Raw genomic sequence first — 26,534 nt, 5'->3', positions numbered from 1 at the left:
CCGGCGCGCGGGGGCCGCGGAGCGCGAGTTCCGGGCGGCGCGCGGCCGCGCTCGCGCGTCGAGCGGGCGGTGTGGAGCCCGGACGGGATCGCCCGTGTGCACGTGCACCGGTACGGCGACGGGGGGCACCCGCCTATTCGGCGGCGGAGGCCGCCTCGGCGGTCAGGCCCTGGCCGTCGGGGGCGGTGAGCGTCAGGACCTGGCCCTGGATCTTCCAGGTGAGCGGGCCGCTGCCGAACAGCTCGGTCAGCGCCCGCTCCACCTCGCCCGCCGGGCCCTCGCAGGCCATGCGGGTGGAGGTGACCGGCCCGAAGGTGAGCGTGGACGCCTCGACGGTGGCCTTGGCGCTGAACCGGTTGCAGCCGAGGACGCCGCTCGTGGTGCCGTCGGCGGCGAGGGTGAAGCGGGCCTTGCCCGCCGCCTCGGCGGGGACGGAGGAGACGGTCGCTCCGCTGATCAGCGAGTCGACCGTCCAGAGTGTCGCGGTCAGTGGGGCGTCCGCCTGCGGGGGCTTCGGGGTCATGGCGATGGTGCTCCCGTCGGCGGTCTTCAGCGTGAGCCGGTCGGGCCCCCGGTCGATGGCCAGCCGGCCCTTGAAGAGCTTGGCGAACTCCTTCTCGAACTCGATGTCCGCGCAGGCCATGAGGGTCGTGGGACCGGGGGTCACGGTCACCGCGGAGGCGCCGGAGAAGACGACCGCGGCTTTGAAGCCGTTGCAGCCGTAGTTCCCCGTGGCCTCGTCCTCCGCGAGATCGACGCGGGCGGTGTCGGGTGCGTGCAGGGTGCGGCCGCCGGTGGTCAGGGACTCGACGGCCCAGGATCCGGTGACGTCGGGGAGCGTGCGGGACCCTCCCTCCTCGGCCCGGCCGCATGCGGTGAGGGCGAGCGCCAGGGCCGATGCGACGGCCAGGCCGGTCGGAACGTTCCGATGGGTACGCATGTGTGTGGGACGGGCCGGCCCGGTAGGCGGTTCCACCCTCAGCTCATCAGGGGCAGCAGCGCCGCCAGGTCGGCCCGCTCGCCGCTGGCGCTGACCCGCGCCGCAGCGAGGGCCTCGGCCCATGCGGTACGGCCCGTCGCGAGCCTCATCCAGGTCAGCGGGTCGGTCTCGACGACGTTGGGCGGCGTGCCGCGGGTGTGCCGGGGGCCCTCGACGCACTGGACCACGGCGAAGGGCGGGATCCGCACCTCCACCGCGCCGCCGGGCGCCTTGAGTGCGAGGGCGTCGGCGAGCAGCCGGGTGCAGGCGGCCAGGGCCTGGCGTTCCACGGGGATGTCCAGTCCGGCGGCCCGGTTCAGGTCGTCGGTGTGGACCACCAGCTCCACCGTGCGCGTGACCATGAAATCGGCGAGGGTCATGTCGCCGACCCACAGGCTCAGCACCCGGCTGCCGCGCGGGTTCGCCGCCAGCGCCTCGGCCAGCCGGGCGGCCGCGCGGTCGAACAGCTCGGGCAGCGGAGCCCCGCTCACGGCTTCCCTGGCCGCCTCGGAGATCTTCCCGGCGAGGGACGCGGTGGCGAACGGCCACTCCACGGCCGTGATCTCGGCGACGACGGCGGGCGGCCGGGCGAGGCCGCCCGCCAGCGAGTCCGCGATCCAGGCGATGTGCGCGGCGAGGTCGGCGACGCTCCAGTCCCCGAGCCCGCTGGGCCGGGCCAACTGCTCGGGGGTCAACTCCCGTACGGCGTCGGCGACATGCCCGAACTGCGCGGTGACGGCCGCGCGGATCTTGGCGGGGTCGTAGGTACGCGGCTTCTTCTTCCCGGGCGGCATGCCCCGACCCTACTGGGGCCCGGGCAGCACGAGCCCGGCACACCCGCGCCGCGTCGCGGCCTCGGTGGCGTAGGCCTTGAACACCTCGTCGAGCCGGGGTCCGAGGACCTGGTCGTACCGGTAGGCCGTCGTCATGCCGAAGACCGCGGGACGGCCCTGGCAGGTGGCGGAGGCGTACATGACCAGGTTCGCGCGCCGTGCCTGGCCGGCGTCGATGCCGGTGAGCTCGCCCACGAACGGCTTGATCTTCGTCCCGGTCGCGTCGTCGCCGACGTAGGAGAAGGTCTGCAGCCACCAGGGGTTGGTCCAGCGGTCGCTGGGGCCCCCGGCATTCACGCCGTCCGCGACGAGCCGGGCATGGATGCCGGTGCGGGTGTCCGCGTCCAGCGCCAGCACGCAGTACTCGCTCCCGCCGTGCTCTGACACCGGCACGCCGAGCGCCTTGTCGGGCAGCCGCTCCCTGTCCTGACGGCTGCGCAGGAAGGCCGCGTACCAAGCGCAACTGCCGGTGCCCTGCTCGGCGGGGCCGAGGGTGCGCCCCTGCGCGGGCAGGGCGGTGGGCAGTTCGGGCGGGGTGACGGCGCAACCGCTGCGCTCCGCGGCTCTGACCGCCGCTGTGCGGGCGGCGGAGGCGAGGGCCTTGCGTTCCTTGGCGGTCGGGTCGCCGTACCGGGCGGTCGCGGAGGCCCGGAAGGAGGTCTTGCCGGCCACGGGCTGCACACAGCCGACCGTCACCGAGACGGTCCGGGCGGAGTAGGTCCCGGCACTGCCGTCGCCGAGGGGGGCGGGCAGCGGATCGCTCACCTGGTCGGTGACGTCCTCGCCGGCTCGTCGGTGGATCCCGGTGCTGAAGGCCCCGTCCCGGGGGTCGAGCACATGCAGGCCCTGCTCGGGGAGCGAGTGCACCTTCAGGCCGAAGTGCACCAGCCACACGGTCTTGCCGTCCTGCTCCTGCGCGGCCACCAGTACGCACTCGTCCGGCAGCTCGTCCAGGTCCAGCTGCCGCCTGGCTCGGACCTCGCTCGGCCGCACCCGGTCACGGCCGCCGTCCAGCCGCATCACCTCGTCGGCGTCGAGCAGGCCGGCACAGGCCTCGCGGATCGCGGTACGGCTCTCCCCGCGGTACTGCCACGCCTGGTAGGAGCCGTAGAGGGCCCAGCCGCCGAAGACGACACCGCCCACACCGGCCAGGCACAGCAGCAGATTCACCGCGTTGCGCCAGCGGCCCCGGTCCGGCAGCGGACCGCCCGTGGACGGCTTCATCGGTTCGAACATCCCCACCCCGGCCCTGTCACCGTCATGCGACCGCGCAAACCGCGACGACGCGACCGACGCTACCAACCCCGGCCCGGCCCCAGGCAGTGACGCCGGACAGGAGGACGAGAAGCGGGGCCCGACCCGGCCACCGGGAAACACCGAGCCCCCGCCCGGAGGGACCGGACGAGGGCTCGGAGCGAAACCGATCAGGCCAGCAGGGCCGGGATCGTGGCCTCGTGGGCCTCGCGGAGTTCGGTCAGGGGGAGGGTGAACTCGCCCTGGACCTCGATCTCCTCGCCGTCCACGACGCCGATGCGGGTGGCGGGCAGGCCCCGCGCACCGCACATGTCGGTGAAGCGGAGCTCCTCGCTGCGCGGGACGGACACGATGGCGCGGCCCGCGGACTCGGAGAACAGGAAGGTGAACGCGTCCAGGCCCTCGGGGACCACGATCCGCGCACCGTTGCCGCCCCGCAGGCAGGACTCGGTGAGCGCCTGGATGACGCCGCCGTCGGACAGGTCGTGCGCGGCGTCGATCATGCCGTCGCGCGAAGCGGAGATCAGGATCTCGCCGAGCAGCTTCTCGCGCCCCAGGTCCACCTTGGGCGGCATGCCGCCGAGGTGGTCGTGGACGACCTGGGACCAGGCCGAGCCGCCGAACTCCTCGGCCGTGTCGCCCAGCAGGTACAGCAGCTGGCCGGCCTCCGCGAACGCCATCGGCGTACGGCGGTTGACGTCGTCGATCACACCGAGGACCGCCACGACCGGGGTCGGGTGGATGGCGATGTCGCCCGTCTGGTTGTAGAGGGAGACGTTGCCACCGGTCACCGGGGTGCCCAGCTCCAGGCAGCCGTCCGCCAGACCGCGGGTGGCCTCGGCGAACTGCCACATGACGTCCGGGTCCTCGGGGGAACCGAAGTTCAGGCAGTCGGAGATCGCCAGCGGCTTGGCGCCGGTCGCGGCGACGTTGCGGTAGGCCTCGGCCAGCGCCAGCTGCGCGCCCGTGTACGGGTCGAGCTTGGCGAAGCGGCCGTTGCCGTCCGTGGCCATGGCGACGCCGAGGTTGGACTCCTCGTCGATGCGGACCATGCCCGCGTCCTCGGGCTGCGACAGGACCGTGTTGCCCTGCACGAAGCGGTCGTACTGGTCGGTGACCCAGGACTTAGACGCCTGGTTCGGGGAGGAGACCAGCGCGAGGACCTGCGCGCGCAGCTCGGCCGAGGTCGCCGGGCGCGGGAGGTCGTTCGCGTCGTCCGCCTGCAGCGCGTCCTGCCAGGACGGGCGGGCGTACGGGCGGTGGTAGACCGGGCCCTCGTGGGCGACGGTGCCCGGGGGTACGTCCACGATCTGCTCGCCGTGCCAGAAGATCTCCAGGCGCTCGCCGTCGGTGACTTCACCGATGACGGTGGCGATGACGTCCCACTTCTCGCAGATTTCCATGAAGCGGTCGACGTACTGCGGCTCGACGATCGCGCACATGCGCTCCTGCGACTCGCTCATGAGGATTTCCTCGGGCGAGAGCGTCGCGTCGCGCAGCGGGACGGTGTCCAGCTCGACGCGCATGCCGCCGGAGCCCGCGGAGGCCAGCTCGGACGTGGCGCAGGAGAGCCCGGCGCCGCCGAGGTCCTGGATGCCCGCGACCAGCTTCTCCTTGAAGATCTCCAGGGTGCACTCGATGAGGAGCTTCTCCTGGAAGGGGTCGCCGACCTGGACCGCCGGGCGCTTCGTCGGCTTCGTGTCGTCGAAGGTCTCGGAGGCCAGTACGGACACGCCGCCGATGCCGTCGCCGCCGGTGCGGGCGCCGTAGAGGATGACCTTGTTGCCGGGGCCGGAGGCCTTGGCGAGGTGGATGTCCTCGTGCTTCATCACGCCGATGCAGCCGGCGTTGACCAGCGGGTTGCCCTGGTAGCAGGCGTCGAAGACGACCTCGCCGCCGATGTTGGGCAGGCCCAGGCAGTTGCCGTAGCCGCCGATGCCCGCGACCACGCCCGGCAGGACGCGCTTGGTGTCGGGGTGGTCGGCGGCACCGAAGCGCAGCGGGTCCACGACGGCGACCGGGCGGGCGCCCATGGCCAGGATGTCGCGGACGATGCCGCCGATGCCGGTGGCCGCGCCCTGGTAGGGCTCGATGTACGAGGGGTGGTTGTGCGACTCGACCTTGAAGGTGACCGCGTACCCCTGGCCCACGTCGACGACGCCGGCGTTCTCGCCGATGCCGACGAGCATGGCGTCGTTCTGCGGGACCTTCTCGCCGAACTGCTTCAGGTGGACCTTGCTGCTCTTGTACGAGCAGTGCTCGGACCACATGACCGAGTACATGGCGAGCTCGGCGCCCGTGGGGCGGCGGCCGAGGATCTCCCGGATGCGCGCGTACTCGTCCTCCTTGAGGCCGAGCTCCTTCCAGGGCTGCGCGGCGTCCGGGGTTTCGGTGGCGTTCTTGACCGTGTCGAGGCTCATGCGGAGACCAGCTTCTTCAGGACCGACGTGAAGAACGGGAGGCCGTCGGTGCGGCCGGTCCCGATCAGCGGCTCTACCGCGTGCTCGGGGTGCGGCATGAGGCCGACGACGTTGCCCGCGGCGTTGGTGATGCCTGCGATGTCGCGGAGCGACCCGTTCGGGTTCATGTCGACGTAGCGGAAGGCCACGCGGCCTTCGGCCTCCAGTTCGTCGAGCACGCGCTCGTCGGCGACGTAGCGGCCGTCCATGTTCTTGAGCGGGACGGAGATCTCCTGGCCGGCGCTGTAGTCGCCGGTCCACGCGGTCTCCGCGTTCTCCACCCGCAGCTTCTGGTCGCGGCAGATGAAGTGCAGGTGGTTGTTGCGGAGCATCGCCCCCGGCAGCAGGTGGGCCTCGGTGAGGACCTGGAAGCCGTTGCAGATGCCGAGGACGGGCATGCCCGCCTTGGCCTGCTCGATGATGGTCTCCATCACCGGCGAGAAGCGGGAGATGGCCCCGGCGCGCAGGTAGTCCCCGTAGGAGAAGCCGCCCGCGAGGACGACCGCGTCGACCTGGTGCAGGTCCTTGTCGCGGTGCCAGAGCGAAACCGGCTCGGCCCCCGCGAGGCGGACGGCGCGCAGCGAGTCACGGTCGTCGAGCGTTCCGGGGAACGTGACGACTCCGATGCGAGTGGTCACCGTCAGGCCTCGACCTTCACGGTGAAGTCTTCGATGACGGTGTTGGCGAGGAACGTTTCGGCCATCTTGTGGATGCGGTCGAGGGCGGCCTGGTCGACCGGTCCCTCCACTTCCAGTTCGAAGCGCTTCCCCTGACGGACGTCGGCGATCCCTTCGAAGCCCAGGCGCGGCAGTGCACGCTGCACCGCCTGGCCCTGGGGGTCGAGGATCTCCGGCTTGAGCATGACGTCGACTACGACGCGTGCCATCGGGCACTCCCGTGTGTGGTTGGTGCGAAGGCGGTTCCCTCAGCGTACCCGGCCGAAATTTCTACGCGGGTAGATATCCTCAGGGCCTGATCATCCGCCGGTTTGGCTTCACCAACGATTCGCAAAATCACCCGGAAAACCACGCGTCCGGGATTGCGGCGGGACACGCGGAGACAATTAACTTGGCTTCACAATGCAATGGGAATCGGGGTACAAAGGAATCACCCCGCGAGGTGACATTTTGCCGCTTCACAACGTGGGCGGAAAGATGCATTGCTCCGAAACATCCACACAGGCGACATCGCCGCACGTCAGCAGATGGCGGCGTCGCACCGAAGGGACCGATATCCGTGGCGCATCGCGTAGTAGTCACGCTCTCCGACGACATCGATGGCGGAGAAGCGGCGGAAACGGTCGTGTTCGCTCTGGACGGTAAGTCGTACGAGATCGACCTCAATGCGGCGAACGCAAAGAAACTGCGGAAGGGCCTGGCCCCCTTCGTCGCCGCCGGCCGGCGCCAGTCGCGTTCGGGGAAGGCCTTCAAGCACACGTCCATCGCACCCGACCCAGCGGTCGTCCGGGCCTGGGCCCGGTCCAACCAGCACGAGGTGCCGCCCCGCGGCCGCATCCCCAAGAGGATCTACGAGGCCTACAACGCGGCCCACTGAGGCCGATTTGCCATCCACCCCCCTGCGTCGGCTAATGTGTGGATCACGCCGAGGGGCCAGACCGCAGGTCACAGCCTCGAAGGTCGTGCGGGTGTAGTTCAGTAGTAGAACATCCTCCTTCCAGGGGGAAGGCGCAGTGTGCGATCCCTGTCACCCGCTCTGCATCGGTTTACCGGCCACCACCGTGGATCAGGTAGAGTGATGCACGCATTGCCCAGGCAGTGCACGCAGTACATGCGGACGTAGCTCAGTTGGTAGAGCACCACCTTGCCAAGGTGGATGTCGCGCGTTCGAGTCGCGTCGTCCGCTCCATAAGGAGAAGGTCCCGGTCATTACGACCGGGACCTTCTTCGCGTTTCCCCCAACCCCTCGGCCTTTGCGGCTTTGGACCTTCCCTGACAAATGTCATCGCGGATCATGACGGCGCGCACTGCCGGGCCCCTCCGGGCATCGCGAGGCTTGGGGCATGACTGACACCGTGATCGACGCCCGGGGGCTGAGCCGCGGCTGCGCCGGGGGCTTCGAAGCCTGGCGGGACGTTTCCTTTCACCGCGCTCGGCTCGGGGCCGGCCGTGCCGGCGGACTCGCTGCCGGGCACCGTGGCCTCGGGGTGCGAACTGCTGCCGGTGAGCGGGGTGATGGCCCTCGCCCGGGTCGGCTGGAGCGGCGGCGTCCACGCCGGGGAGCTGCTGGGGGCCGCGCTCACCACACTGGCCTGCATCATGATCACCGTGTTTGCTGTCCAGCGGTGGTTCCTCTGGGAACCGCGCCGCCGGCAGGAAGAACGAAGGATCCAGGGGGGACGGGCAACGTGCCGAAGCTGAAGGGGTGGTGGAAGAACCGCAGCACCGCGGGGAAGGTCGAGCTGTACACGCGCTGGTCGTTCCACTTCTTCGTGGTCATGGAGTTCCTGGGAATCGGCCTGGCCCCGCTGATCGGCGCCGCCGGGCGGTCCTCGGCACTGGTGCCGCTCTCGCTCTTCCTGATGGCGTGCGCCCACGCGGCGCTGTGCGGAGTGCACTCCTCCAGGGCCCTGCACTGGGTGGTGGGCCGACGCGAACGGCCCACCCGGCTCGCGGTGGCCACGGCCCTGGCGACGGGCGCGACCACGCTCGCCGTCCTCGCGCTGCGCGCGACCGGGAGACTCGACCCTTCCGTGGCGCCGACGCTGGTCTCGGGGCTCACCTGCTTCGCCACCGGATCGCTCGTCCTGTCCCTGCGGTCGGTGAAGCACATCTGGTGCGTGTCCCCGGCCGTGGCCGCCGGCACGGCCGTGGCCGTGCTCGCCCTGGGTCTGCCGCCGGGCGAGGCGCTGGGCTACGCGGTCGGGGTACTCCTCGGCAACCTGCTCTTCAGCGCCACCTGCGGATTCTCGGCATGGCTGCTGAACACGGTCTACGAACTGGACCGGTCCCGCGAGATCCAGGCGCGGCTGGCGGTCGCCGAGGAGCGGCTGCGCTTCGGCCGGGACCTCCACGACGTGATGGGCCGCAACCTGGCGGTGATCGCGCTCAAGAGCGAGCTGGCCGTCCAGCTGGCGCGGCGCGAACGGCCGGAAGCCGTGGACCAGATGATCGAGGTGCAGCGGATCGCCCAGGAGTCCCAGCGGGAGGTGCGCGACGTCGTGCGCGGCTACCGGGAGGCGGACCTCGCCGTGGAGCTGGAGGGGGCGCGCGGGGTGCTGCGGGCGGCGGGGATGGACTGCAGGGTCGATTTCGACGCGGCCGGGCACGAGCTGCCGCCCGAGGTCCAGTCGGCGCTCGGCTGGGTGGTGCGCGAGGCGACCACGAACGTCCTGCGGCACGGGGACGCGCAGAGCTGTGTGATCCGGCTGACGGTGCCGCAGGCCGGTCCGGCGACGCTGGTGGTGGAGAACGACGGAGCTCCCGGGACGCCCTCCGGGCCGCCCGGCTCGGGGCTGGCAGGGCTGCAGGAGCGGCTCGCGGTACTGGACGGAACCCTGCAGGCGGGACCGGCGGCCGGCGGCCGCTTCCGGCTGCGCGCCGAGATACCCGGCGGGCACGTGAAACGACTGGAGGAGCGGGCGTGAGCCCCGTACGCGTACTGCTCGCCGACGACGAGCACCTGATCCGCGGGGCGCTCGCCGCCCTGCTGGCCCTGGAGGACGACCTGCTGGTCGTCGCCCAGGCGGCCTCCGGGCCCGAGGCCCTGGCCATGGCGCGGGCGCACCGGCCGGACGTGGCGGTGCTGGACCTGCAGATGCCGGGAGCGGACGGTGTGAGTGTGGCCACATCGCTGCGGGCCGAACTCCCCGACTGCAAGACCATGATCGTGACGAGCCACGGCCGTCCGGGCCACCTGAAGCGGGCCCTGGCGGCGGGCGTACGGGCCTTCGCGCCCAAGACCGTCTCGGCGCAGCGGCTGGCCGAGCTGATCCGGACCGTGCACGCCGGAGGGCGTTATGTGGACCCGGAGTTGGCTGCCGACGCGATCAGTGCGGGGGACTCCCCGCTGACCGCGCGGGAGGCGGAGGTGCTGGAGCTGGCGGCGGACGGGGCGCCGGTCGCGGAGATCGCGGAGCGGGCGCGGCTGTCGCAGGGGACCGTACGGAACTACCTGTCCTCGGCGGCGACGAAGCTGGGGGCCGAGAACCGGCACACGGCAGTGCGTCTCGCACGGGCGCGAGGTTGGGTATAGTAGGTCTCGCCTTACGGCGCCTGCGGACATAGCTCAGTTGGTAGAGCACCACCTTGCCAAGGTGGATGTCGCGCGTTCGAGTCGCGTTGTCCGCTCTGCAGGGAAGAAGCCCCCGGTCCTCGACCGGGGGCTTCTTCGTGTCTCAGGCCGGGGTGATCCCGGTCGTCTCCGTCCAGGTCAGGCCGGTGAGCCGCTCGTAGGCCTCGACGTACTTGGCGCGGGTCCGCTCGACGACCTCCTGCGGGAGGGCCGGCGGCGGGAGTTCGCCCTTCGGGTCCCAGCCGGAGGCCGGGGAGGAAAGCCAGTCGCGGACGTACTGCTTGTCGAAGGAGGGCTGCGTGCGGCCCGGCTCCCACAGGTCGGCCGGCCAGAAGCGGGAGGAGTCCGGGGTCAGCACCTCGTCGGCGGCGACCAGCGTGCCGTCCTTCGGGTCGAAGCCGAACTCGAACTTGGTGTCCGCCAGGAGGATCCCGCGCTCGCGGGCGATGTCCCGGGCGCGGCTGTACACGGCCAGGGTGGTCTGGCGCAGCAGGGCCGCCGTCTCGGCGCCGGCCGTGCGCGCGACCTCCTCGTAGGAGACGTTCTCGTCGTGCTCGCCGACGGCTGCCTTGGCCGCCGGGGTGAAGATCGGGGCGGGCAGCTCGGAGCCGTCCACGAGGCCCTCGGGGAGGGCGAGTCCGCAGACGGTCCGGGTCTCCTTGTACTCCCGGAGGCCGGAGCCGGCGAGGTAGCCGCGGGCCACGCACTCGACGGGGACCATGTCGAGGTTGCGGCAGACGAGCGTGCGGCCGGCCCAGTCGGCGGGGGCGCCGGCGGGCAGGTCGGTGGAGATGACGTGGTTCGGCACGAGGTCGGCGAGCTGGTCGAACCACCACAGGGAGAGCTGGGTGAGGACGCGGCCCTTGTCCGGGATCTCGGTGGGCAGCACCCAGTCGAAGGCGGACATACGGTCGCTGGCGACCATGACGAGGCGGTCTTCCTCGTCACGGTAGAGGTCGCGCACCTTGCCGGTGTGGAGGTGGACGAGGCCGGGAACCTCAACCGGCTCGGGCTTTTCGACGAATCCGGACACGGGGTCTCCCTGTGGGTCTGTACGAGCGCAAACCCATTCTCCCGTACGGGGTCGTCTGCCCCGTCCAGGGGGTGTCCCTCCCCGGCGGTGGTCAGTCCCTCTTGCAGATCCGGTCGAGGAGATTGGCGGTGGCCCGCTGGACGCGCTCGTCGACGTGGCCGGGGCGGTCGAGCGCCGGGGACCAGGCGAAGGTGCCGGAGGCGAAGACCAGCGCGCCGCTGGGCGCCCGGTAGAGCGAGGTCTCCTGGTGGCGGCGGTGGTTCTCGCTGTCGAGGTACGGGGAGTGCGCGAGCAGGATCCGGTCCTGGTGCTCGGGGAGCTGGGTGCGCGGGAAGTACCGGTCGGCCTCGCCGGCCACCAGGCCGGGCAGTTCGTCGTTCTCACCGGCGCCGGTGGAGTCCCAGAGCCAGTGCGTGGCATTGCGGACGATCAGGGGCGCGGGCTCGGGAACCCGCCCGGCGTACTGGATGCCGAGGAGCTGCTGCTCCGGGCGGTCGACCTCGCGCCACAGGCTGGGGCGGCCGGGGCCACGGCGTTTTCGGCAGGTGAGGAGCCGGTCCTCGACCCCGGAGGGCGAGGGGCCGAGCTCGACCTGCCAGTACATGGTGTTGGCGGAGAGGAAGACGAGCGAGGTGCCGTGGTCGCGGGCGCGCTCGACGGTGCGGCGCATGGGGGCGGACCAGTACTCGTCGTGGCCGGGGAAGACCAGGCCGCGGTAGCGGGTCGGGTCGACGCGGCCGGCGTGCAGGTCGCGTGTGTCGGCGTAGGCGAGGTCGTAGCCGTAGCGCTCGGCCCAGCGGATGAAGTCGTAGGCGTGGCCGACGTGCAGGGGCAGGCCCGCGCCCGCGTAGGGGCGGTCGAAGGAGACGGTGATGGCCGCGTCCTGCTCGCCGAGCAGCCGGCCCTCCTCGTCCCAGGCGTGGTAGAGGCTGGCGCCGGTGCGGCCGTCCTCCGGGTAGAGGTTGTACGCCTGCCAGGTGATGTCGGGGAGCAGGAGCAGGAGGTCGGCGGGGTGGTCGTCGCGGACCGTGAAGGGGATGTGGGAACGGTAGCCGTCGGCGGTGGTGAGAACGGCGACGTAGGCACCGATGCTCCAGTAGGACGGGACCTGGAGGCGCCAGGACAGCCACCAGTGGTGGCAGGAGACGGTGCGGTCGGCGGCGAGGGGGGCAGGCTGCACGATGCCGGAGAGGCGGGGACTGGTGGTGATCTTGGAGGCGCCGTCGCCGCCGTAGTGGCCGATGCGGTAGACGTCGACGGAGAACTGCTGGGGCGGGTCGACGGTGATGTGGAAGTCGATGGCCTCGCCGGGGGCCACGGCGCCGGTGGAGGCGAAGCCCTTGATCTGGCGGTGCACGTCGTCGGCCGTGCGGGGGCCGCCGGCGCCGCGGGGGCGGGGGATCTGGCCGGTGCCGGCGGCGGCGGCGACCGGGTCCACGTACCAGGGCATGACCTGGCCGGTGTCGTCGAAGTAGAGCTCGCTGCCCCGGAACCAGGGCAGGGGGCCCTGGCCGAACGGGTCCGTCACCGCGTGCGCGAGCGCACCTGACTCCCAACGCCGGATCTGGTCCGCTCCCATGACCGCTCCCCTCCCTCGCTCCCCCGAACGGGCGTGCATCGAGCCCAGCACATCACATAACGCACGTGGTCCGTCACGGTTCGTCGCGAATTGACGTGACCGGAACATTGGGATCCGGTTGTCTGTGCGATCCGTAGCCCTTCCGGGCGGGATGCGGGGGGGCGCGGCGGGGAGCCGTCAGACCAGGCGGACCGGCTTCTTCGGTCGGACGCCGAGGTCGGCGAGCCAGTCGCGCAGGGGCTCCGGGTCCCCGTCCTCGACCAGGCACAGCACGCGCGGCGCCAGGTCGGAGCGGCGGTCGCCGCCGATCAGCAGGATCGGCCCGTCGAGCCAGTCCATGCCGGGTGCGGCCCCGGCCGAGTCGACGGCCGCGCAGCACACCATCGCCGTCACGTGGTCGGCCAGCAGGTCGCGGCCGCTGCGCGGCGGCTGGAGCGGGAACAGCGGTACGGCGTCCGCGCCCCGTGCCTTCCCGGCCCCGCCGGCCGGACCGGCGGCCCGCTCCTCGCGGGCCAGGTCGCCACTGAGCCGTCCGGCCAGCGCCTCCCCGGCGGCGCCCTCGCCGGCCCGGTCGGTGAGATAGCCCAGCACGCGCTCCAGCGTGGGCCCGCCCACGGCGCCCGAACCGGCCGAGCCGACCGGCAGTCCCGCCGGGGCGGCCAGCGAGTCCAGCGCGGCGTGCAGCCGGGCCGCCTCCGTACGCCACTTGCGGTCCACGACCTCCTCCGGATACGCCGCCCAGTCCACCGGGGACCAGTCCGGCCCGGGCTCGGCCGGACCTCCGTGGAAGAGCCGCGCGGCCAGCAGCGAGGCCGCCTCGTCGACCACGCCCGGCTGTTCCAGCAGGTCGCAGGCGGGGCGCTCGCCGAGCCGTGAGGTGAACCCCTCGGCCAGCCGGTCCCGCCGGGACAGCTCGGTCAGCGCGGAGACCACCCCTGCGTCGAGGTGTGCCGGCCAGCGGCCCATCCTCCAGGCGGGCAGCGCGACCCGGGTCAGCAGCCGGTCCCAGCCCGCGTAGGCGAGGCCGACCTGCTCCTGGGCGACGATGCGCAGCCCGTAGTCCACACCCTGTGCACGATCCGAGGCGGCCGCGGCCACCCCGCGCTCCATCTCGGCGGCATCCAGCCGGCACAGCCGCAGCAGCAGCCGGGCGGGCACGGCGATCCAGCCGAGGCCGGGCCTGCCGCCCACGTCCACGGCCGCGTCCAGACCCCGCACGAAGCCGCGCGCATCGGCTATGTCCGGATGGGCGGAGGGCCCCGTACCCGCGACGACCGGCGCGAGGACCGCCCGCAGCTCCGCGACCCGCATCCACCACAGGAAGGGCGAGCCGATCACCAGCACGGGAGCCGCCCCGGGCTCGGACTCCGGGCCGGCGGATATGCCGCCGCGGCGGTGGGCCGCATGCGTGCGGTCCTCCAGCCAGCTGTCGCAGTCGGGCGTCAGCGCTATTGCGGAGGGCGGGGGTACGTCCATCCGGTCGGCCAGGTCCCGCACCAGCCGGTAGAGATCGGGCGCGGCGTCCTCCGGTACCGGCACCGTCGGCGTCACGGCGGGGCTCGCCCGCAGCACCACGGCGGCGAAGATCCCGCCGACCAGCAGCACCAGCGCGGCGACCGCGCACACGGCCAGGGTCACCGCGGGCCAGGGGTCACCGGCCAGCCGGCCCGTCATCCGGGCGGTCACCAGCACCACCGCGAGGGCGGCCGGCAGAAGCCCGACGGCCAGGGCCGTGCTGCGCACGCGCAGCACGGCCAGGGCGCGGGAACGCGCGGACGGCGCGCCCACTTCCATGATCGAACCGGTTCCGGACACGGCCGGACCTCACCCCCTCTGCCCTGCGGCGGCTTTGCTCACTCCCCCACTGTGACACCCGCCACTGACATCGCAATGCCGGTGGGCCAAGTGCCGGAATGCTTGCGCCGCACCCTAGTTGGGGCACGCCCGGCCGTCAGGCAGACCGGGTGACGATCACCCGATGGAATGGCTTTGGGTAAAGCTGGGTGCGTTCGAACGCGGAAGAAGGCACTCACACGCCCACACGCGCAGACGCGCCCGCGGGCCCGGGCGCACCTCGTGCGCACCGGGCCCGCGGGACGGCGGAACCGCTGGTCAGCGGCCTTCAGCCGCCTTGGCCGCGATGTCCGTACGGTACTGCGAGCCGTCCAGCCGGATCCGCGCCACCGCCTTGTACGCCTTCTCGCGGGCCTGTGCCAGATCGGATCCGGTCGCCGTCACCGACAGCACGCGGCCGCCCGCACTGACGACCGCGTCGCCCTCGCGCCGGGTCCCGGCGTGCAGCACGTACGCGTCGGGTCCGTCCTCGGCGGCCACGTCCGCCAGGCCCTCGATCACATCGCCGGTGCGCGGGGTCTCGGGGTAGTTGTGCGAGGCGATGACCACCGTGACGGCCGCGTCCTCGCGCCAGCTGAGCGGCGGCTCGGCGTCCAGGGTGCCATTGGCGGCGTTCAGCAGCACGCTCGCCAGCGGGGTGCGCAGCCGGGCCAGGACCACCTGGGTCTCGGGGTCGCCGAAGCGGGCGTTGAACTCGATGACGCGCACGCCGCGGCTGGTGATCGCGAGGCCGGCGTAGAGCAGGCCGGAGAAGGGGGTGCCGCGGTGCCGGAGCTCGTCGACGGTCGGCTGGAGGACGAGCTCCATGACCTCGTCGACCAGCTTCGGGTCGGCCCAGGGCAGCGGGGAGTACGCGCCCATGCCACCGGTGTTGGGGCCCTCGTCGCCGTCCAGGGCCCGCTTGAAGTCCTGCGCGGGCTGGAGCGGGAGGACCGTGACGCCGTCGGTGATGGCGAAGAGCGAGACTTCGGGGCCGTCGAGGTACTCCTCGATGACCACGCGGTCGCAGCCGAGCGCGTGGGCGCGGGCCGCGGCGCGGTCCTCGGTGACCACGACGCCCTTGCCGGCCGCGAGGCCGTCGTCCTTGACGACGTAGGGGGCGCCGAAGGCGTCGAGGGCCGCGTCCACCTCCTCGGGGGTGGTGCACACGTAGCTGCGTGCGGTGGGGACCCCGGCCGCGGCCATCACGTCCTTGGCGAAGGCCTTGGAGCCCTCCAGCTGGGCCGCCTCGCCGGACGGGCCGAAGACGGGGATGCCGGCGGCGCGCACGGCGTCGCCGACCCCGGCGACCAGCGGGGCCTCCGGGCCGACGACGACCAGGTCGGCGCCGAGTTCGGTGGCGAGAGCGGCGACGGCATCGCCGTCGAGGGCGTCGACCGGGCGGAGCTCGGCCACCTCGGCGATGCCGGCGTTGCCGGGAGCGCAGTACAGCGCGGAGACGTCGGGGTCGAGGGACAGAGAGCGGCACAGGGCGTGTTCGCGGGCGCCGCCGCCGATGACGAGGACCTTCACGCTGCTCAGACTAGCCCGGACGGCGCGGCTGGTTTCGTGCGGCCACCCCAACTAGGAGGGGCTACTCATTCGTGTATTCCTCCACAACGGTCGCTCCGAGCTCGCGCACGATGAGGTCGTGTCCGGTCAGGGCGCTCTCCACGAGGTCGGGATCGTCCTCCTCCGCGAAGTCGTCCTCGGGGGCGACCGGCGGGGGCGCCTGCTGTACGGGGGGCTGCGGGGCGGAGGCCGACTGCTGGGGCGGCTGCTGCTGGTGCGACTGGTGCTGCGGCTGTTGCGGGGCGGGGGCCGAGGGCGCCTGGGGCGGCGGGCTGTAGGCCGGGGCGGGCGCGGGCGGGGCGGCGTACGCGGGCGTCTGAGGGGCCGGCGATCCACCGCCCCCGCCGACCACGGCGTCGATCTTCCAGTTGACCTGGAACTGCTCGGCCAGGACCGCCTTGAGCACGTCCTCGCTGCCGCTGCTCGCGAAGTTGTCGCGGGCGCCCGCATTGGGGAAGCCGAGCTGGAGGGTGGTTCCGTCGAAGCCGGTGACCTGGGCGTTCTGGCTGAGCAGGATCCAGGTGAAGCGGCGGCGGTTCTTGACGGCCTCCAGGACGTTCGGCCACATCGCCTGGACCTGCCCGGCGCCGGCGGCCATTCCGGGAGAGGGCGCGGCGGGGGCCGCGGCCGCAGGAGCCGGGGCCGGCTGGGCGGGGGCGGCCGGGACCCCTTGGCCGGGGGCGGCCGCGCTGGGCCAGGCTCCGGCGGCGGGGGCGGCCGGGGCAGCGGCGGCCGGGGTCGGGGTGGCCGGGGCGGCGGCTCCCGGCCAGGCACCGGGGGCGCCGCTGCCGGGCTGCGCGGCTCCTGGCCAGGCCCCGGGTGCGGCGGCGGATGCGGGAGCGGGCGTGGCAGGGGCAGGGGCAGCCTGAGCCGGCGCCTCCGGCCGCGCGGGAGCCCGTACCGGCTCGGGGGCGGCGACCGGCGCGGGGGCCGGGCCCGGCGCGGGGGCCTGTGCCTGCGCGGGAGCCTGTACGGCGGCACGCGCGGCGGCGACGCCCCCGGCGGGGCCGGCGGGCGCCATGCCGTGCGCCTCGGGCCCGGGCACGTATCCCATGGCGGGGGCGGCCGCGAAGGTGGCGGCCCCGCTGCGCTCCAGCCGGTCGAGCCGGGCCTGGAAGGACCGTTCGTCGTCGAAGGCGGCGGGCAGCAGCACGCGGGCGCAGATCAGCTCCAGCTGGAGCCGCGGCGAGGTCGCGCCGCGCATCTCGGTGAGGCCGGTGTTGACGAGATCGGCGGCCCGCGACAGCTCGGCGCCCCCGAACACGGACGCCTGGGCCTGCATCCGCTCCACCACATCGGCGGGGGCGTCGATCAGCCCCTTTTCCCCGGCGTCGGGCACGGCGGCCAGGATCACCAGGTCGCGCAGCCGCTCCAGCAGGTCGGCGACGAACCGGCGGGGGTCGTTCCCGCCCTCGACGACCCGGTCGACGACCTCGAAGGCGGCCGCCCCGTCACCGGCGGCGAAAGCGTCGATGACGGAGTCGAGCAGCGACCCCTCGGTGTACCCGAGCAACGAGGTCGCCATGGCGTATGTCACACCGTCGTCGGCGGCGCCGGCGAGCAGCTGGTCCATGACGGACATCGAGTCACGCACGGACCCGGCGCCGGCGCGCACGACGAGCGGCAGCACGCCGTCCTCGACCTTGGCGCCCTCGCGCGCGCACACCTCGCCCAGGTAGTCCCGCAGGGTGCCGGGCGGCACCAGCCGGAAGGGGTAGTGGTGCGTCCTGGACCGGATGGTCCCGATCACCTTCTCCGGCTCCGTGGTGGCGAAGATGAACTTGAGGTGCTCCGGCGGCTCCTCGACCACCTTCAGCAGGGCGTTGAAGCCCGCCGAGGTGACCATGTGGGCCTCGTCGATGATGTAGATCTTGTAGCGGCTGGAGGCGGGCCCGAAGAAGGCCTTCTCCCGCAGGTCACGGGCGTCGTCCACACCACCGTGGGAGGCGGCGTCGATCTCGATGACGTCGATGGACCCCGGCCCGTTCCTGGCCAGGTCACGGCAGGACTGGCACTCCCCGCACGGGGTCGGGGTGGGACCCTGCTCACAGTTCAGGCAGCGGGCGAGGATGCGCGCGCTGGTCGTCTTTCCACACCCGCGCGGCCCGCTGAACAGGTACGCGTGATTGACCCGGTTGTTCCGCAGGGCCTGCATCAGCGGTGCAGTGACATGCTCCTGCCCGATGACCTCGGCGAACGACTCGGGGCGATAGCGGCGGTACAGCGCAAGGGACGACACGTCTACGAGGTTATCCGGGCCCGCCGACAACGGCGGCCCGCCGACGCCACCAAGGCCCCCGGAACGCAAAGCGCCCCCCACGCACCCGCCAGAGCCCACTTACCCTTGCTGCCTTCCGGCCCTGGGGGAGTTGGGTGAGATAGCGCCACGTGAGGGGCTGAGCCCACCCTAGCGGATGGACGCCCCTGGAATCGAGCCCGGCCCCGACCTGCCCTCCCGCAGACGATCACGTTCGCGAGCACCCCTCAACGTCTTGTATTGTTTGCGGCGGAGGATTCGCCTAGTGGCCTAGGGCGCACGCTTGGAAAGCGTGTTGGGGGCAACCCCTCACGAGTTCGAATCTCGTATCCTCCGCCAGTGCCTCACCGGGCACGATGTCGAAAAGCCCCGCTGCTCGCAGCGGGGCTTTTCGCTTGTCCCGTCCCAGTTTCCGTCTCAGTTGGGGTCGGCAGCCGCTCCCGACGGAGCTCCGGAGCGCGTCACCGATCTGCTGGGGCGGCGTTCTTCGGGATGGGACCGGTCACGTGCATGCCGGGCGCGCATCCGTGCCTACCCGCCCGATTCCCGGTCCATGATCGCGTCGACCACGACATCGGGGGCCCCGAGCAGGAGAAGCACCGTCCCGGCGGTGTGGCGAGCGTCATGGAGCCGACCGTCACGCACGCCGGCGTCCTCCAGGAGCCCCTTCCAGTGGTGGTAGCCCGTGTTCGGGAGGAGCCTGCCCGTCGGCGGGCCCGGTCACTAGCGTGGGGGGTCATGGACATGGCACAGGAATTCGAAACCCACCGACCACGGCTGTTCTCCCTGGCGTACCGGATGCTCGGCTCGGCGGCCGAGGCCGAGGACACCGTGCAGGACGCGTACCTGCGCTGGCACGGAGTCGAACCCGGTCGGGTGGCCGCGCCAGGCCCGTGGTTGGCCAAGGTGGTCACCAACCTGTGCCTGAACCGGCTCACCTCCGCCCGGGCGCAGCGCGAGGAGTACCCCGGGCCCTGGCTCCCGGAGCCGGTAGGGACCGATGCCGGGGTGCTGGGGCCGATGGAGACGGCGGAGCAGCGGGATGCGGTGTCGTTCGCGGTGCTGACGATGATGGAGCAGCTGTCGGCCCCCGAGCGGGCCGCCGTGGTGCTGCGTGACGCCTTCGATTACAGCCACCGGGACATCGCGGGCGTCCTCGGCTCCTCGGAGGCCAACGCGCGCCAGCTCTACCGTCGGGCCAAGCAGCACCTGGCCGACGGCCGGCCGCGGTTCACCACCTCGCGGGAGCAGGACAGCGAGTTGCTCGCCCGGTTCCTGGCCGCCGCGGCCGAGGGTGCAATGGCCCAGTTGGAGCAGCTGCTCGCCGAGCAGGTGGTCGTCTGGTCGGACGGCGGCGGCAAGGTGAGTGCGGCCCGTCGGCCGGTGGTTGGGCGGGACAAGGTGGCCCGCTTCCTGGTCGGTCTCTTCTCCCGGTGGGTGAGCGGCGCACAGATCGGGTTCGCCGAGGCGAACGGCGTTCCGGCGGTGGTCGGCTGGGAAGACGGCGAGCTGACCGCGTTCGGGGCGCTGGAGCTCGGCGAGGGCGGGATCACCGGCATCCGGCTCGTCCGGAACCCGGACAAACTGGCCTTCCTGGCCACTCAGCTCCGGGAACTGTCACAGAACGCCTGACCCGTCGGTTCTTCATCAGTGACAGCGACTCCGAGAGACTGAGACTGAGACTGATGACCGACGACACGATCATGGTGACCGGCGCGACGGGCGTGCTCGGCCGCGAGGTGTTGGAACGGGCCCGCCGCACCGGCCGCCCGGTCCGCGCGCTCACCCGCAGGATCGCGGTGCCGGACGACTCCGGGGTGACCTGGTACACCGGCGACCTGACCGCCGGTACCGGACTGGACGAGGCGCTCGCGGGCGTCCGCACGGTCATCCACTGTGCGAGCGACATCCGTCACTTCAAGAACGACATCCCCGGCTTCCAGCACCTGCTGGAAGCCGGGAAGCGGACCGGCGTCGAGCACGTCGTCAACATCTCGATCGTCGGCATCGACCGGATCCCGTACCCGTACTACCGGGTCAAGCTGGAGGGCGAGCGGCTGCTCGCCGCCTCGGGGATCGGCTGGACCAACCTGCGGGCCACCCAGTTCCCCGCGCTGCTCGACCTCGCCTTCCGGGCACTGTCCAAACTCCCGGTGGTCCTCGTGCCGTCCGGCACCGACTGCCAGCCGGTCGACCCGGGCGAAGTGGCCGACCGCCTGGTCGAGTTGTCCCTCGGCGCCCCGGGCGGCCGGGTACCCGACTTCGCCGGCCCGACCGTGTACCCGGCCGCCGGCCTCGCCAAGGACTGGCTGCGCGCAGCCGGCAAGCGCCGCGTCGTCCTTCCCGTCCACGTCCCCGGCAGGATCGGCGCCGCCTGGCGCGCGGGCCACCTGACCGCCCCCGACCGCGCGCTCGGCAGGCGCACCTGGGAGCAGTACCTCGCCGAACAGGTCGCCCGCTGACCCCGCGGCCTGCCGGCCATGCTCGACGGGGGCACCGCGGGTCCGCCGGACGAACCTCTGGAAAGCGTGTGGCGGGGGGCAACCCCTCACGAGTTCGAATCGCGTGGCCGGGTTGACCCTCGACCTGGTGGAGGGCTCAGGGTTCCGGGTGTGGAGAGCGAGATGCGCAGTATCGGTGAGATGGCCCGCGACAGTGGGCTGAGCGTGAGTGCCCTGCGGTTCTACGACAGTGCCGGCGTGCTGGTCCCGGCCTGGGTGGATCCGCAGAGCGGCTACCGCTGGTACGGGCCCGAGCAGCTCGAAGAGGCCCGCGTGCTGGCCCGGCTGCGCCGGGCGGGCATGCCGTTGGCGGACATCCGGCTGGTGCTGGCCGGCTGGTCCGGTGCGGACACCGGCCTCGTACGGAAACTGCTGGAGGCGCACCTGCGCCGTCTTGAACTGGGGCTGTCCGGTGCCCGCAGTGAGTTCTCCACGATCCGAGCGCTACTCGAATGCAGGGAGAACCCCATGACCTCGCTCCGCACCACCCCCGCCACCGTACGGCTGGCCGTCGCCGCGTCCGAGCTGGCCGCCGCGCTGGACTCGGTCCGTTTCGCCGTCGGCAGCGACCCGGAGCTGCCGATGCTCGGCGGTGTCCTGTTCGACATCGAGGGTGAGGCGCTCGATGTCGTGGCCACCGACCGGTACCGGATGGCTGTCGCCCGAGCCGGTACCACCGGGTACGACGGGCCCCGTGTGCAGGTCGTCGTGCCGTCCCCGCTCGCCGACGCGATGCGGGCGCTGCTGAGCGACGACGCGTCCGTCCGGCTCACGGTGGACGGTGACCGCGTGGCCCTGGAGACGGGGGACCGGCAGGCGGCCGGCCGGTCCCTCGATCACGACTTCCCCGACTACCGTCGCCTCGTCCGCCTGCCCGCGGGGCGCCGCGTCCCCGTCGATGTCCCGGCTTTCCGGGAGGCGCTGGAAACCGGCCCCGTCCGTGCGAGCGAGGTGCGCGAGCAGGACGGCGTGTCCTGCGAGCTCAGCGTGCTCAAGGTGGCGGCCGACGGCGCGGTGGCCGTCTGCGAAGACGGTGACGACGGCCAGGACCGCGTCGCCGTCAACCGCGCGTACCTGCTGGACGCCCTCGCCGCCGGAGCCCGGGACCGGCTGGTCCTGGAGCTGGGCGCGCCTACGGCACCCCTGGCGATCCGCCGGACCGACACCGAGGACACGTTCTCGATGCTGATGCCGGTGCGCCTGGAGAACTAGACCAAGGAGGGGCCCCGCTGCCCGCAGCGGGGCTCGCGGCCCTGACCGTCCCGGCCGCCTGCATGCCCTGAGCCGTGGCGACGGCGGGGCCGGCGAATCCGTCATGACCAGGGCAAGCGAGGCGAGGGTGCCGGCGGTCAGCCAGCGGCTCCGCCGCGGCAGTGGGCCAAGGACGGACCTGGTCCCCTTCTTGTGACTCATGTGCGCCGCTCTTCTCGAAACCGGATCGAACGATGCACGAGGGGGCCACTCGGGCCACCCCGGTCATCGCGGGGCTCGCGGTCGCGAGGGGGAGGTGTACCTCGCGCAGGCGTCAACGGTTCGGCCCACACTCACCCCACCAATGGGTGCGGCGGCGGTATTGCTCCGGTGGGGGCCCGCGGGCCTTCGGTGATCCGCTTCAGAAGCCGAGGGCCAGGGCTGCCACGGCGGGGGCCGCGTACATGACGGGGAAGGCGACGTGCGCGTACGCCTTCGCGCGCAGGACGGTGATGACGGCCCCGGTGTAGTAGAGGGCGAGGCCGATCGCGGCGGCGATGCCGATCGCGGGGACGAAGAGGCCGCCGACCAGGCCGGCGGCTCCGGCGGCCTTGGCGGTGCCGAGCCAGATCCACCAGGTGCGCGGGACGCCGTACTGGGCCAGCGGCTCGACGACCCACTTGGCGCCGATGAAGACCGAGACCGCCGAGAAACCGGTCATGAAAGCGGCGACGAGGGTGACGACAACAGCGGTGGTGGACATGGGATCTGCTCCTCTATTGGATTCCCTTGCGTGCGTCTCACTCCACTGACCCGCCGCACCACCGGAGTGTGACCGGCTCGCGGAAAAGTTTTCCGCGCGACCCCGCAACGAGGGGTGCCCACGTCTCCAGTTTTCCAGTGGATGCAAGGAGAAAATGACCAACCAGTTCGCACCTGCTGGCTGTAACAAGCTCTTGACCTTGCAGACGAGGCTCCGGAGCGGTTGGCCCCGGGCATGACGTACGCATGGCGAAACTCATGCTGCACGGAGACCTGGACCACCCGGCGACGCTGAGCGTCGCGGACCTGCGGGAGTGGGCACGGCACGGCCGACGTCACGTTCGACTGCGCGACGAACGGGCCGCAACGCCACGTGTTCGAGGGCCCGTTGCTGCGCGACGTGATCGCGGACGCGGGCACCGCCTTCGACATCCGGCGGAGAAAGGACCGAAGTCGCTTCCTGCTCGCGATCAGCGGCGGGGACGGGCACCACTCCGTCCTGTCGTGGGCCGAGCTGGACACCGACTTCGGCGGCAGCCCGGTTCTGCTGGCCACCCGTCTCGAAGGGGAGGACCTGGACGAGACGGGGAGCCAGCTGGTGGTGCCGTCGGACCGCTGCGGGGCGCGCTACGTCAGCGCGGTCACGCACGTGTGGTTCGGCGCCCTGTCGCCGCCGAACCTGGGGCTCCGACTCCCCCTCCGGATCAGGCGGTCCGGAGCGAGATATCGGTCGACTTGATCAGCGCGACGACGGAGGAGCCCGCCGCCAGGCCGAGCGCCTCGACGGCGTCGGCGGTGACGGCGGCGGTCGCCATGGCCTCCCCCGTGGTGACGGCGGTGACGGTACCGGCGATGTGATTGCGGATGCTCAAGCTCATGCGTCATCCAACCTCGTACGTCGTCGTACCGGCACGTTCACACCAGCGGCTCAGCCGAACTTCGGCATCTCGCCGACCGTCGTCGACATGTCGATCACCGCGAAGGCCGCGCCCTGAGGGTCCGTCACCGCCGCGAAGCGGCCGAACGGACTGTCCACCGGGCCGAAGTGCAGCTTCCCGCCGTGCTTCTTCGTCTTCGCCACCGCCTCGTCGCAGTCGGGGACGCCGAAGTAGACCTGGATGTACGACGGGATCTCCGGCGGGAATTCGTCGCCCATCTTCATCCGGCCCAGCACCGGGTTGTCGGGGCCGCCGGCACTGAAGACCTTGAAGTCCATCCCGGCCGCCTCGGGGTCGTCGCCCGGGTCCATCTTCTGGGCGCCGTACGGGAAGACCTTCGGCAGGAACGCGTCCGGCTTGGCCGGCTCCCGGGTGAAGACCTCCGCCCAGGCGAACGCGCCCGCCTCGCCCATCTTCTCGAAGCCCTTGTGCTCACCCGGCTGCCAGACGCCGAAGACCGCGCCGCTCGGCTCTTTCGCGATCACCATCGTGCCGAAGTCGCCGACCTGCATCGGGCCCATCAAGACCTCTCCGCCGTTCGAAGTGACCTTCTCGGCCGTAGCCGCCGCGTCGGGCGAGGCGAGGTACAGGCACCACTGCGAGGGGGCGTCCGTGCCGGGCATCGGCGGCACCACCGCCGCGACCGCCTTGCCGTCGGAGTACGCCTGCGTGTAGTTGCCGTACTCGCTGCTCGACTCGCCGAAGGTCCAGCCCAGCACATCGCCGTAGAAGGTCTTGGCGCCCTCCACGTCGGTGAACATCGCGTCCACCCAACACGGCGCTCCCTCGGTGAACTCAACCATGATCGATCGACTCCTCGACTCCTCGACTCGTACCCGTCGTCGTACACACGCTAGGCGCGCGGTGCGGCGGCCGCGCGGGGAACGCGTCCGCGCGGCACGCTGGAGCCATGGACAAGGACATCACCATCCGGCTGGCCCAGCAGCCGGAGGCCGACGCGCTGCTCGCCCGGAGCCCGCTCGCCGCGCTCGTCGGGATGCTGCTGGACCAGCAGGTGCCGATGGAGTGGGCGTTCTCGGGGCCCTGGACGGTCGCCCAGCGGCTCGGCTCCGACGACCTGGACGCGCACGCCATCGCCGCGTACGACCCGGAGGCCTTCGCCACGCTGCTCTCGCAGAAGCCCGCCGTCCACCGCTACCCGGGGTCGATGGCGAAGCGGATCCAGCAGCTGTGCGCGTACCTGGTGGAGCACTACGAAGGGGACGCCGCGGCCGTCTGGGCCGACGTCACGACCGGGGAGGAGCTGCTGGGGCGCCTCAAGGCGCTGCCCGGCTTCGGCGAGCAGAAGGCGCAGATCTTCCTCGCCCTGCTGGGCAAGCGGTTCGGCGTGTGCCCGAAGGGGTGGCGGGAGGCCGCGGGCGGGTACGGACCGGCCAACGTCTACCGCTCGGCGGCCGACATCACGGGACCCGAGTCCCTGGCCAAGGTCCGGGCGCACAAGCAGGAGATGAAGGCCGCGGCCAAGGCGGCGAAGGCTTCCGGCGGTTCGTGAACCGGCTCCGCGGCACGGCGGACCGACCGACCTGACGGACTCCCGCCACATGATCCCCCGCACCGGCCCGACCGGCTCATAAAGTTGGGGACATGACAGAGATCGCGACCCGCGCCGCCACCGCCGAAGCCATCCAGGACGCCCCCGGCAGCCTCATCACGCTGCTCACGGACACCGCCGAACTCACCTGCAACACGGCCACCTTCGACGAGGGCGCGGCCGGGGCCCCGGTGCACTTCCACACCAAGGCCACCGAGTTCTTCCACGTCACCGCCGGGCGGCTCGACGTCCTCGTCGGCGACGAGATCCAGACCCTCGACGCCGGCGACTTCATCGCGATCCCGCCGGGCGTCAAGCACGCGTTCGCCCCGGCCGCGGGCCACACGGCCAGCGTCTTCGTCGGCTTCACCCCCGGCATGGGCCGCTTCGACTACTACCGCCTCCTCGGCCGGGTGAACGCGGGCGAGGCCACCGTCCAGGACATCAAGGACAGCTCGTCGACGTACGACAACCACTACGCGGAGAGCGCCGCCTGGAGCGGCCGCCGCCGCAGCGCGGAGCCGTAGGTCACGTCCGCGTCGAGGCGGCGCAGCTCCTCCGAGATCAGCTCTGCGCCGCTGCGGATCTTCAGGGCCACCTTGCGGTCGGGGCTCCCCGGCAGCATCAGGGTGGCCAGCGCGCCGGCGGGCCGGTCGATCCGGATCTCGCCGCCCGTGGTCTGCAGCGCCACCCGGGTGATCACCGGCCCCTCGCTCGCCACCCGGGCCACCGGCGTGCCCAGCCGGTCCTCCAGCCAGCGCGCCAGCAGCTCGGCGCTCGCGTTGTCGGGCTCGCTCTCCACCGTCGCGCCGGTCACCGGCAGCGGCTTCTGGTCCAGGGCGGCGGCCAGCAGGGCCCGCCACGGCGTCAGCCGGGTCCAGGCCAGGTCGGTGTCGCCGGGCTGGTACGCGGCGGCCCGTTCGTCGAGCACGCCGACCGGGTCGGCGGCCTCCGCCGCGTCCGTGATGCGGCGCTGCGCGAGCGCGCCCAGGGAGTCCTTGGCCAGGTCGGCCGGGGCGTCGACCGGCCACCACGCCACCACGGGCGCGTCCGGCACCAGCAGCGGCAGTACGACCGAGCCGGCCTGCCCGGTCAGCTCCCCGTGCAGGCGCAGCAGCAGGGTCTCCCCGGTGCCGGCGTCCGAGCCGACGCGCAGCTCTGCGTCGAGCCGGGTCGCACGGAGCTTGTGCGAGCCCCGGGAGGTCCGCTTGATCACCGCGATGATGCGGCACGGGTGTTCGCGCGAGGCCTCGGAGGCCGCGCGTACGGCGTCGTAGGCGTTCTCCTCGTCGGTGGCGACCACCAAGGTCAGCACCAGTCCCGTCGTGGGGCTGCCGATGGCCCGGCGGGCTTCGAGCAGGGCGCGGTTGATCTTGCTGGACGTGGTGTCGGTGAGTTCGGTCCGCATGGAACGAGTCTGTCAGCGCGCAGCCTTGTCCGGGCACCCGGTTCGCTCGATTCCGCCTCGAACGCCGCTGCCGGGCCGCTCCCGGGCCGCTCCCCCGGCGCCGCGGGCCGCCACGGGCCACGGGCCGCCCAC

23 protein-coding genes, 4 tRNA genes, 1 other RNA gene and 2 pseudogenes are annotated in these 26,534 nt (G+C 72.3%); 13 read left to right on the top strand and 17 right to left on the bottom strand.

Annotated features, from left to right (window positions below; translation table 11 throughout):
- Positions 1-133 precede the first annotated feature (133 nt).
- From AB0D48_RS01910 to purS, 6 genes are all read right to left on the bottom strand, one after another.
- Positions 134-940 (bottom strand): META domain-containing protein, encoded by an 807-nt coding sequence (locus AB0D48_RS01910; protein ID WP_362389697.1) that lies wholly within the window; start codon positions 938-940, stop codon positions 134-136.
- A gap of 38 nt (positions 941-978) precedes the next feature.
- Positions 979-1,773, bottom strand: a complete 795-nt coding sequence (locus AB0D48_RS01905; RefSeq protein ID WP_362389695.1) for a sterol carrier family protein — start codon at positions 1,771-1,773, stop codon at positions 979-981.
- Between the two features lie 9 nt (positions 1,774-1,782).
- Positions 1,783-3,036, bottom strand: a complete 1,254-nt coding sequence (locus AB0D48_RS01900) for a hypothetical protein (RefSeq protein WP_362389693.1) — start codon at positions 3,034-3,036, stop codon at positions 1,783-1,785.
- 200 nt (positions 3,037-3,236) lie between these two features.
- Positions 3,237-5,486: a phosphoribosylformylglycinamidine synthase subunit PurL gene (gene purL, locus AB0D48_RS01895; RefSeq protein ID WP_362389691.1), complete on the bottom strand. Its 2,250-nt coding sequence runs from the start codon at positions 5,484-5,486 to the stop codon at positions 3,237-3,239.
- The gene (purQ, locus tag AB0D48_RS01890; protein WP_362389689.1) at positions 5,483-6,163 is read right to left on the bottom strand and encodes a phosphoribosylformylglycinamidine synthase subunit PurQ; all 681 of its coding nucleotides are present in this window, start codon (positions 6,161-6,163) and stop codon (positions 5,483-5,485) included. Before purQ ends, purL begins: the two co-directional genes overlap by 4 nt.
- Before the next feature lie 2 nt (positions 6,164-6,165).
- Positions 6,166-6,411 carry a phosphoribosylformylglycinamidine synthase subunit PurS gene (gene purS / locus AB0D48_RS01885; RefSeq protein WP_030009438.1) on the bottom strand — a complete coding sequence of 82 codons (246 nt, stop codon included), beginning with the start codon at positions 6,409-6,411 and terminating at the stop codon, positions 6,166-6,168.
- Positions 6,412-6,761: 350 nt separating this feature from the next.
- On the opposite strand from purS, the gene AB0D48_RS01880 reads away from it, so the two are divergent.
- From AB0D48_RS01880 to AB0D48_RS01855, 6 genes are all read left to right on the top strand, one after another.
- The gene (locus AB0D48_RS01880) at positions 6,762-7,079 is read left to right on the top strand and encodes an Lsr2 family protein (RefSeq protein WP_362389686.1); all 318 of its coding nucleotides are present in this window, start codon (positions 6,762-6,764) and stop codon (positions 7,077-7,079) included.
- Positions 7,080-7,166: 87 nt separating this feature from the next.
- Positions 7,167-7,238: transfer RNA gene (locus AB0D48_RS01875), tRNA-Gly, on the top strand.
- 77 nt (positions 7,239-7,315) lie between these two features.
- Positions 7,316-7,391, top strand: a tRNA-Gly gene (locus AB0D48_RS01870).
- A gap of 499 nt (positions 7,392-7,890) precedes the next feature.
- A complete protein-coding gene (locus AB0D48_RS01865; RefSeq protein WP_362389684.1) occupies positions 7,891-9,129 on the top strand; it encodes a histidine kinase in 1,239 nt (412 codons plus the stop codon).
- Positions 9,126-9,737 carry a response regulator transcription factor gene (locus AB0D48_RS01860; RefSeq protein ID WP_362389681.1) on the top strand — a complete coding sequence of 204 codons (612 nt, stop codon included), beginning with the start codon at positions 9,126-9,128 and terminating at the stop codon, positions 9,735-9,737. Before AB0D48_RS01865 ends, AB0D48_RS01860 begins: the two co-directional genes overlap by 4 nt.
- A 22-nt stretch (positions 9,738-9,759) precedes the next feature.
- A tRNA-Gly gene (locus AB0D48_RS01855) sits at positions 9,760-9,832 on the top strand.
- A gap of 47 nt (positions 9,833-9,879) precedes the next feature.
- On the opposite strand, the gene AB0D48_RS01850 is transcribed toward AB0D48_RS01855, so the two are convergent.
- The 6 genes from AB0D48_RS01850 to ffs form a co-directional block, all read right to left on the bottom strand.
- Entirely contained in the window at positions 9,880-10,809 is a 930-nt protein-coding gene (locus AB0D48_RS01850; protein WP_362389679.1) for a phosphoribosylaminoimidazolesuccinocarboxamide synthase, read from the bottom strand.
- 91 nt (positions 10,810-10,900) lie between these two features.
- Positions 10,901-12,388, bottom strand: a complete 1,488-nt coding sequence (locus AB0D48_RS01845; RefSeq protein ID WP_362389677.1) for a N,N-dimethylformamidase beta subunit family domain-containing protein — start codon at positions 12,386-12,388, stop codon at positions 10,901-10,903.
- A 177-nt stretch (positions 12,389-12,565) separates the two neighbouring features.
- Complete coding sequence (locus AB0D48_RS01840) at positions 12,566-14,203, bottom strand: hypothetical protein (protein WP_362389675.1); 1,638 nt, start codon at positions 14,201-14,203, stop codon at positions 12,566-12,568.
- Between the two features lie 297 nt (positions 14,204-14,500).
- The gene (purD, locus tag AB0D48_RS01835; protein WP_362389673.1) at positions 14,501-15,754 is read right to left on the bottom strand and encodes a phosphoribosylamine--glycine ligase; all 1,254 of its coding nucleotides are present in this window, start codon (positions 15,752-15,754) and stop codon (positions 14,501-14,503) included.
- 61 nt (positions 15,755-15,815) lie between these two features.
- Positions 15,816-18,032: a DNA polymerase III subunit gamma and tau gene (locus AB0D48_RS01830; RefSeq protein WP_362389671.1), complete on the bottom strand. Its 2,217-nt coding sequence runs from the start codon at positions 18,030-18,032 to the stop codon at positions 15,816-15,818.
- A 63-nt stretch (positions 18,033-18,095) separates the two neighbouring features.
- Positions 18,096-18,194: signal recognition particle sRNA small type (gene ffs, locus AB0D48_RS01825), an RNA gene on the bottom strand.
- Positions 18,195-18,301: 107 nt separating this feature from the next.
- Between ffs and AB0D48_RS01820 the strand changes: the two genes are divergently transcribed.
- Positions 18,302-18,389, top strand: a tRNA-Ser gene (locus AB0D48_RS01820).
- Between the two features lie 195 nt (positions 18,390-18,584).
- On the opposite strand, the pseudogene AB0D48_RS01815 reads toward AB0D48_RS01820, so the two are convergent.
- Positions 18,585-18,755: pseudogene (locus AB0D48_RS01815) on the bottom strand (site-specific integrase); the annotation flags it as partial.
- A gap of 33 nt (positions 18,756-18,788) precedes the next feature.
- On the opposite strand from AB0D48_RS01815, the gene AB0D48_RS01810 reads away from it, so the two are divergent.
- The 3 genes from AB0D48_RS01810 to AB0D48_RS01800 all read left to right on the top strand — a co-directional run bounded on the left by AB0D48_RS01810 (position 18,789) and on the right by AB0D48_RS01800 (position 21,763).
- The gene (locus tag AB0D48_RS01810) at positions 18,789-19,682 is read left to right on the top strand and encodes an RNA polymerase sigma-70 factor (RefSeq protein WP_362389669.1); all 894 of its coding nucleotides are present in this window, start codon (positions 18,789-18,791) and stop codon (positions 19,680-19,682) included.
- Positions 19,683-19,735: 53 nt separating this feature from the next.
- Positions 19,736-20,512: an NAD(P)H-binding protein gene (locus AB0D48_RS01805; RefSeq protein ID WP_362389667.1), complete on the top strand. Its 777-nt coding sequence runs from the start codon at positions 19,736-19,738 to the stop codon at positions 20,510-20,512.
- 162 nt (positions 20,513-20,674) lie between these two features.
- Complete coding sequence (locus tag AB0D48_RS01800; protein ID WP_362389665.1) at positions 20,675-21,763, top strand: MerR family transcriptional regulator; 1,089 nt, start codon at positions 20,675-20,677, stop codon at positions 21,761-21,763.
- Between the two features lie 400 nt (positions 21,764-22,163).
- On the opposite strand, the gene AB0D48_RS01795 is transcribed toward AB0D48_RS01800, so the two are convergent.
- Positions 22,164-22,505, bottom strand: coding sequence for a DoxX family protein (locus AB0D48_RS01795; protein WP_362389663.1), 342 nt, complete (start codon positions 22,503-22,505; stop codon positions 22,164-22,166).
- Between the two features lie 245 nt (positions 22,506-22,750).
- On the opposite strand from AB0D48_RS01795, the pseudogene AB0D48_RS01790 reads away from it, so the two are divergent.
- Positions 22,751-23,243, top strand: a pseudogene (locus AB0D48_RS01790) (molybdopterin-dependent oxidoreductase).
- Here the strand turns inward: AB0D48_RS01790 and AB0D48_RS01785 are convergent.
- Positions 23,209-23,382: a TOBE domain-containing protein gene (locus tag AB0D48_RS01785; protein ID WP_362389661.1), complete on the bottom strand. Its 174-nt coding sequence runs from the start codon at positions 23,380-23,382 to the stop codon at positions 23,209-23,211. The pseudogene AB0D48_RS01790 and the gene AB0D48_RS01785 sit on opposite strands and share 35 nt — an antisense overlap.
- 50 nt (positions 23,383-23,432) lie before the next feature.
- Positions 23,433-24,245: a VOC family protein gene (locus AB0D48_RS01780; protein WP_362389659.1), complete on the bottom strand. Its 813-nt coding sequence runs from the start codon at positions 24,243-24,245 to the stop codon at positions 23,433-23,435.
- Between the two features lie 107 nt (positions 24,246-24,352).
- On the opposite strand from AB0D48_RS01780, the gene AB0D48_RS01775 reads away from it, so the two are divergent.
- Both AB0D48_RS01775 and AB0D48_RS01770 read left to right on the top strand, forming a co-directional pair.
- Positions 24,353-24,955, top strand: a complete 603-nt coding sequence (locus tag AB0D48_RS01775) for an HhH-GPD-type base excision DNA repair protein (protein ID WP_362389657.1) — start codon at positions 24,353-24,355, stop codon at positions 24,953-24,955.
- 92 nt (positions 24,956-25,047) lie between these two features.
- The gene (locus AB0D48_RS01770; RefSeq protein ID WP_362389655.1) at positions 25,048-25,521 is read left to right on the top strand and encodes a cupin domain-containing protein; all 474 of its coding nucleotides are present in this window, start codon (positions 25,048-25,050) and stop codon (positions 25,519-25,521) included.
- Here the strand turns inward: AB0D48_RS01770 and opcA are convergent.
- On the bottom strand, positions 25,470-26,402 hold the full coding sequence (gene opcA / locus AB0D48_RS01765) for a glucose-6-phosphate dehydrogenase assembly protein OpcA (protein ID WP_362389653.1): 933 nt from the start codon (positions 26,400-26,402) through the stop codon (positions 25,470-25,472). The genes AB0D48_RS01770 and opcA overlap by 52 nt on opposite strands.
- Positions 26,403-26,534 lie beyond the last annotated feature (132 nt).

Origin of the sequence: Streptomyces sp. NPDC048269 (genome assembly GCF_040652395.1) — a bacterium.
Taxonomy (GTDB): Bacteria; Actinomycetota; Actinomycetes; order Streptomycetales; family Streptomycetaceae; genus Streptomyces.
The sequence above is the reverse complement of the archived record's forward strand: the minus strand, read 5'-3'. Positions and strand labels throughout refer to the sequence as shown.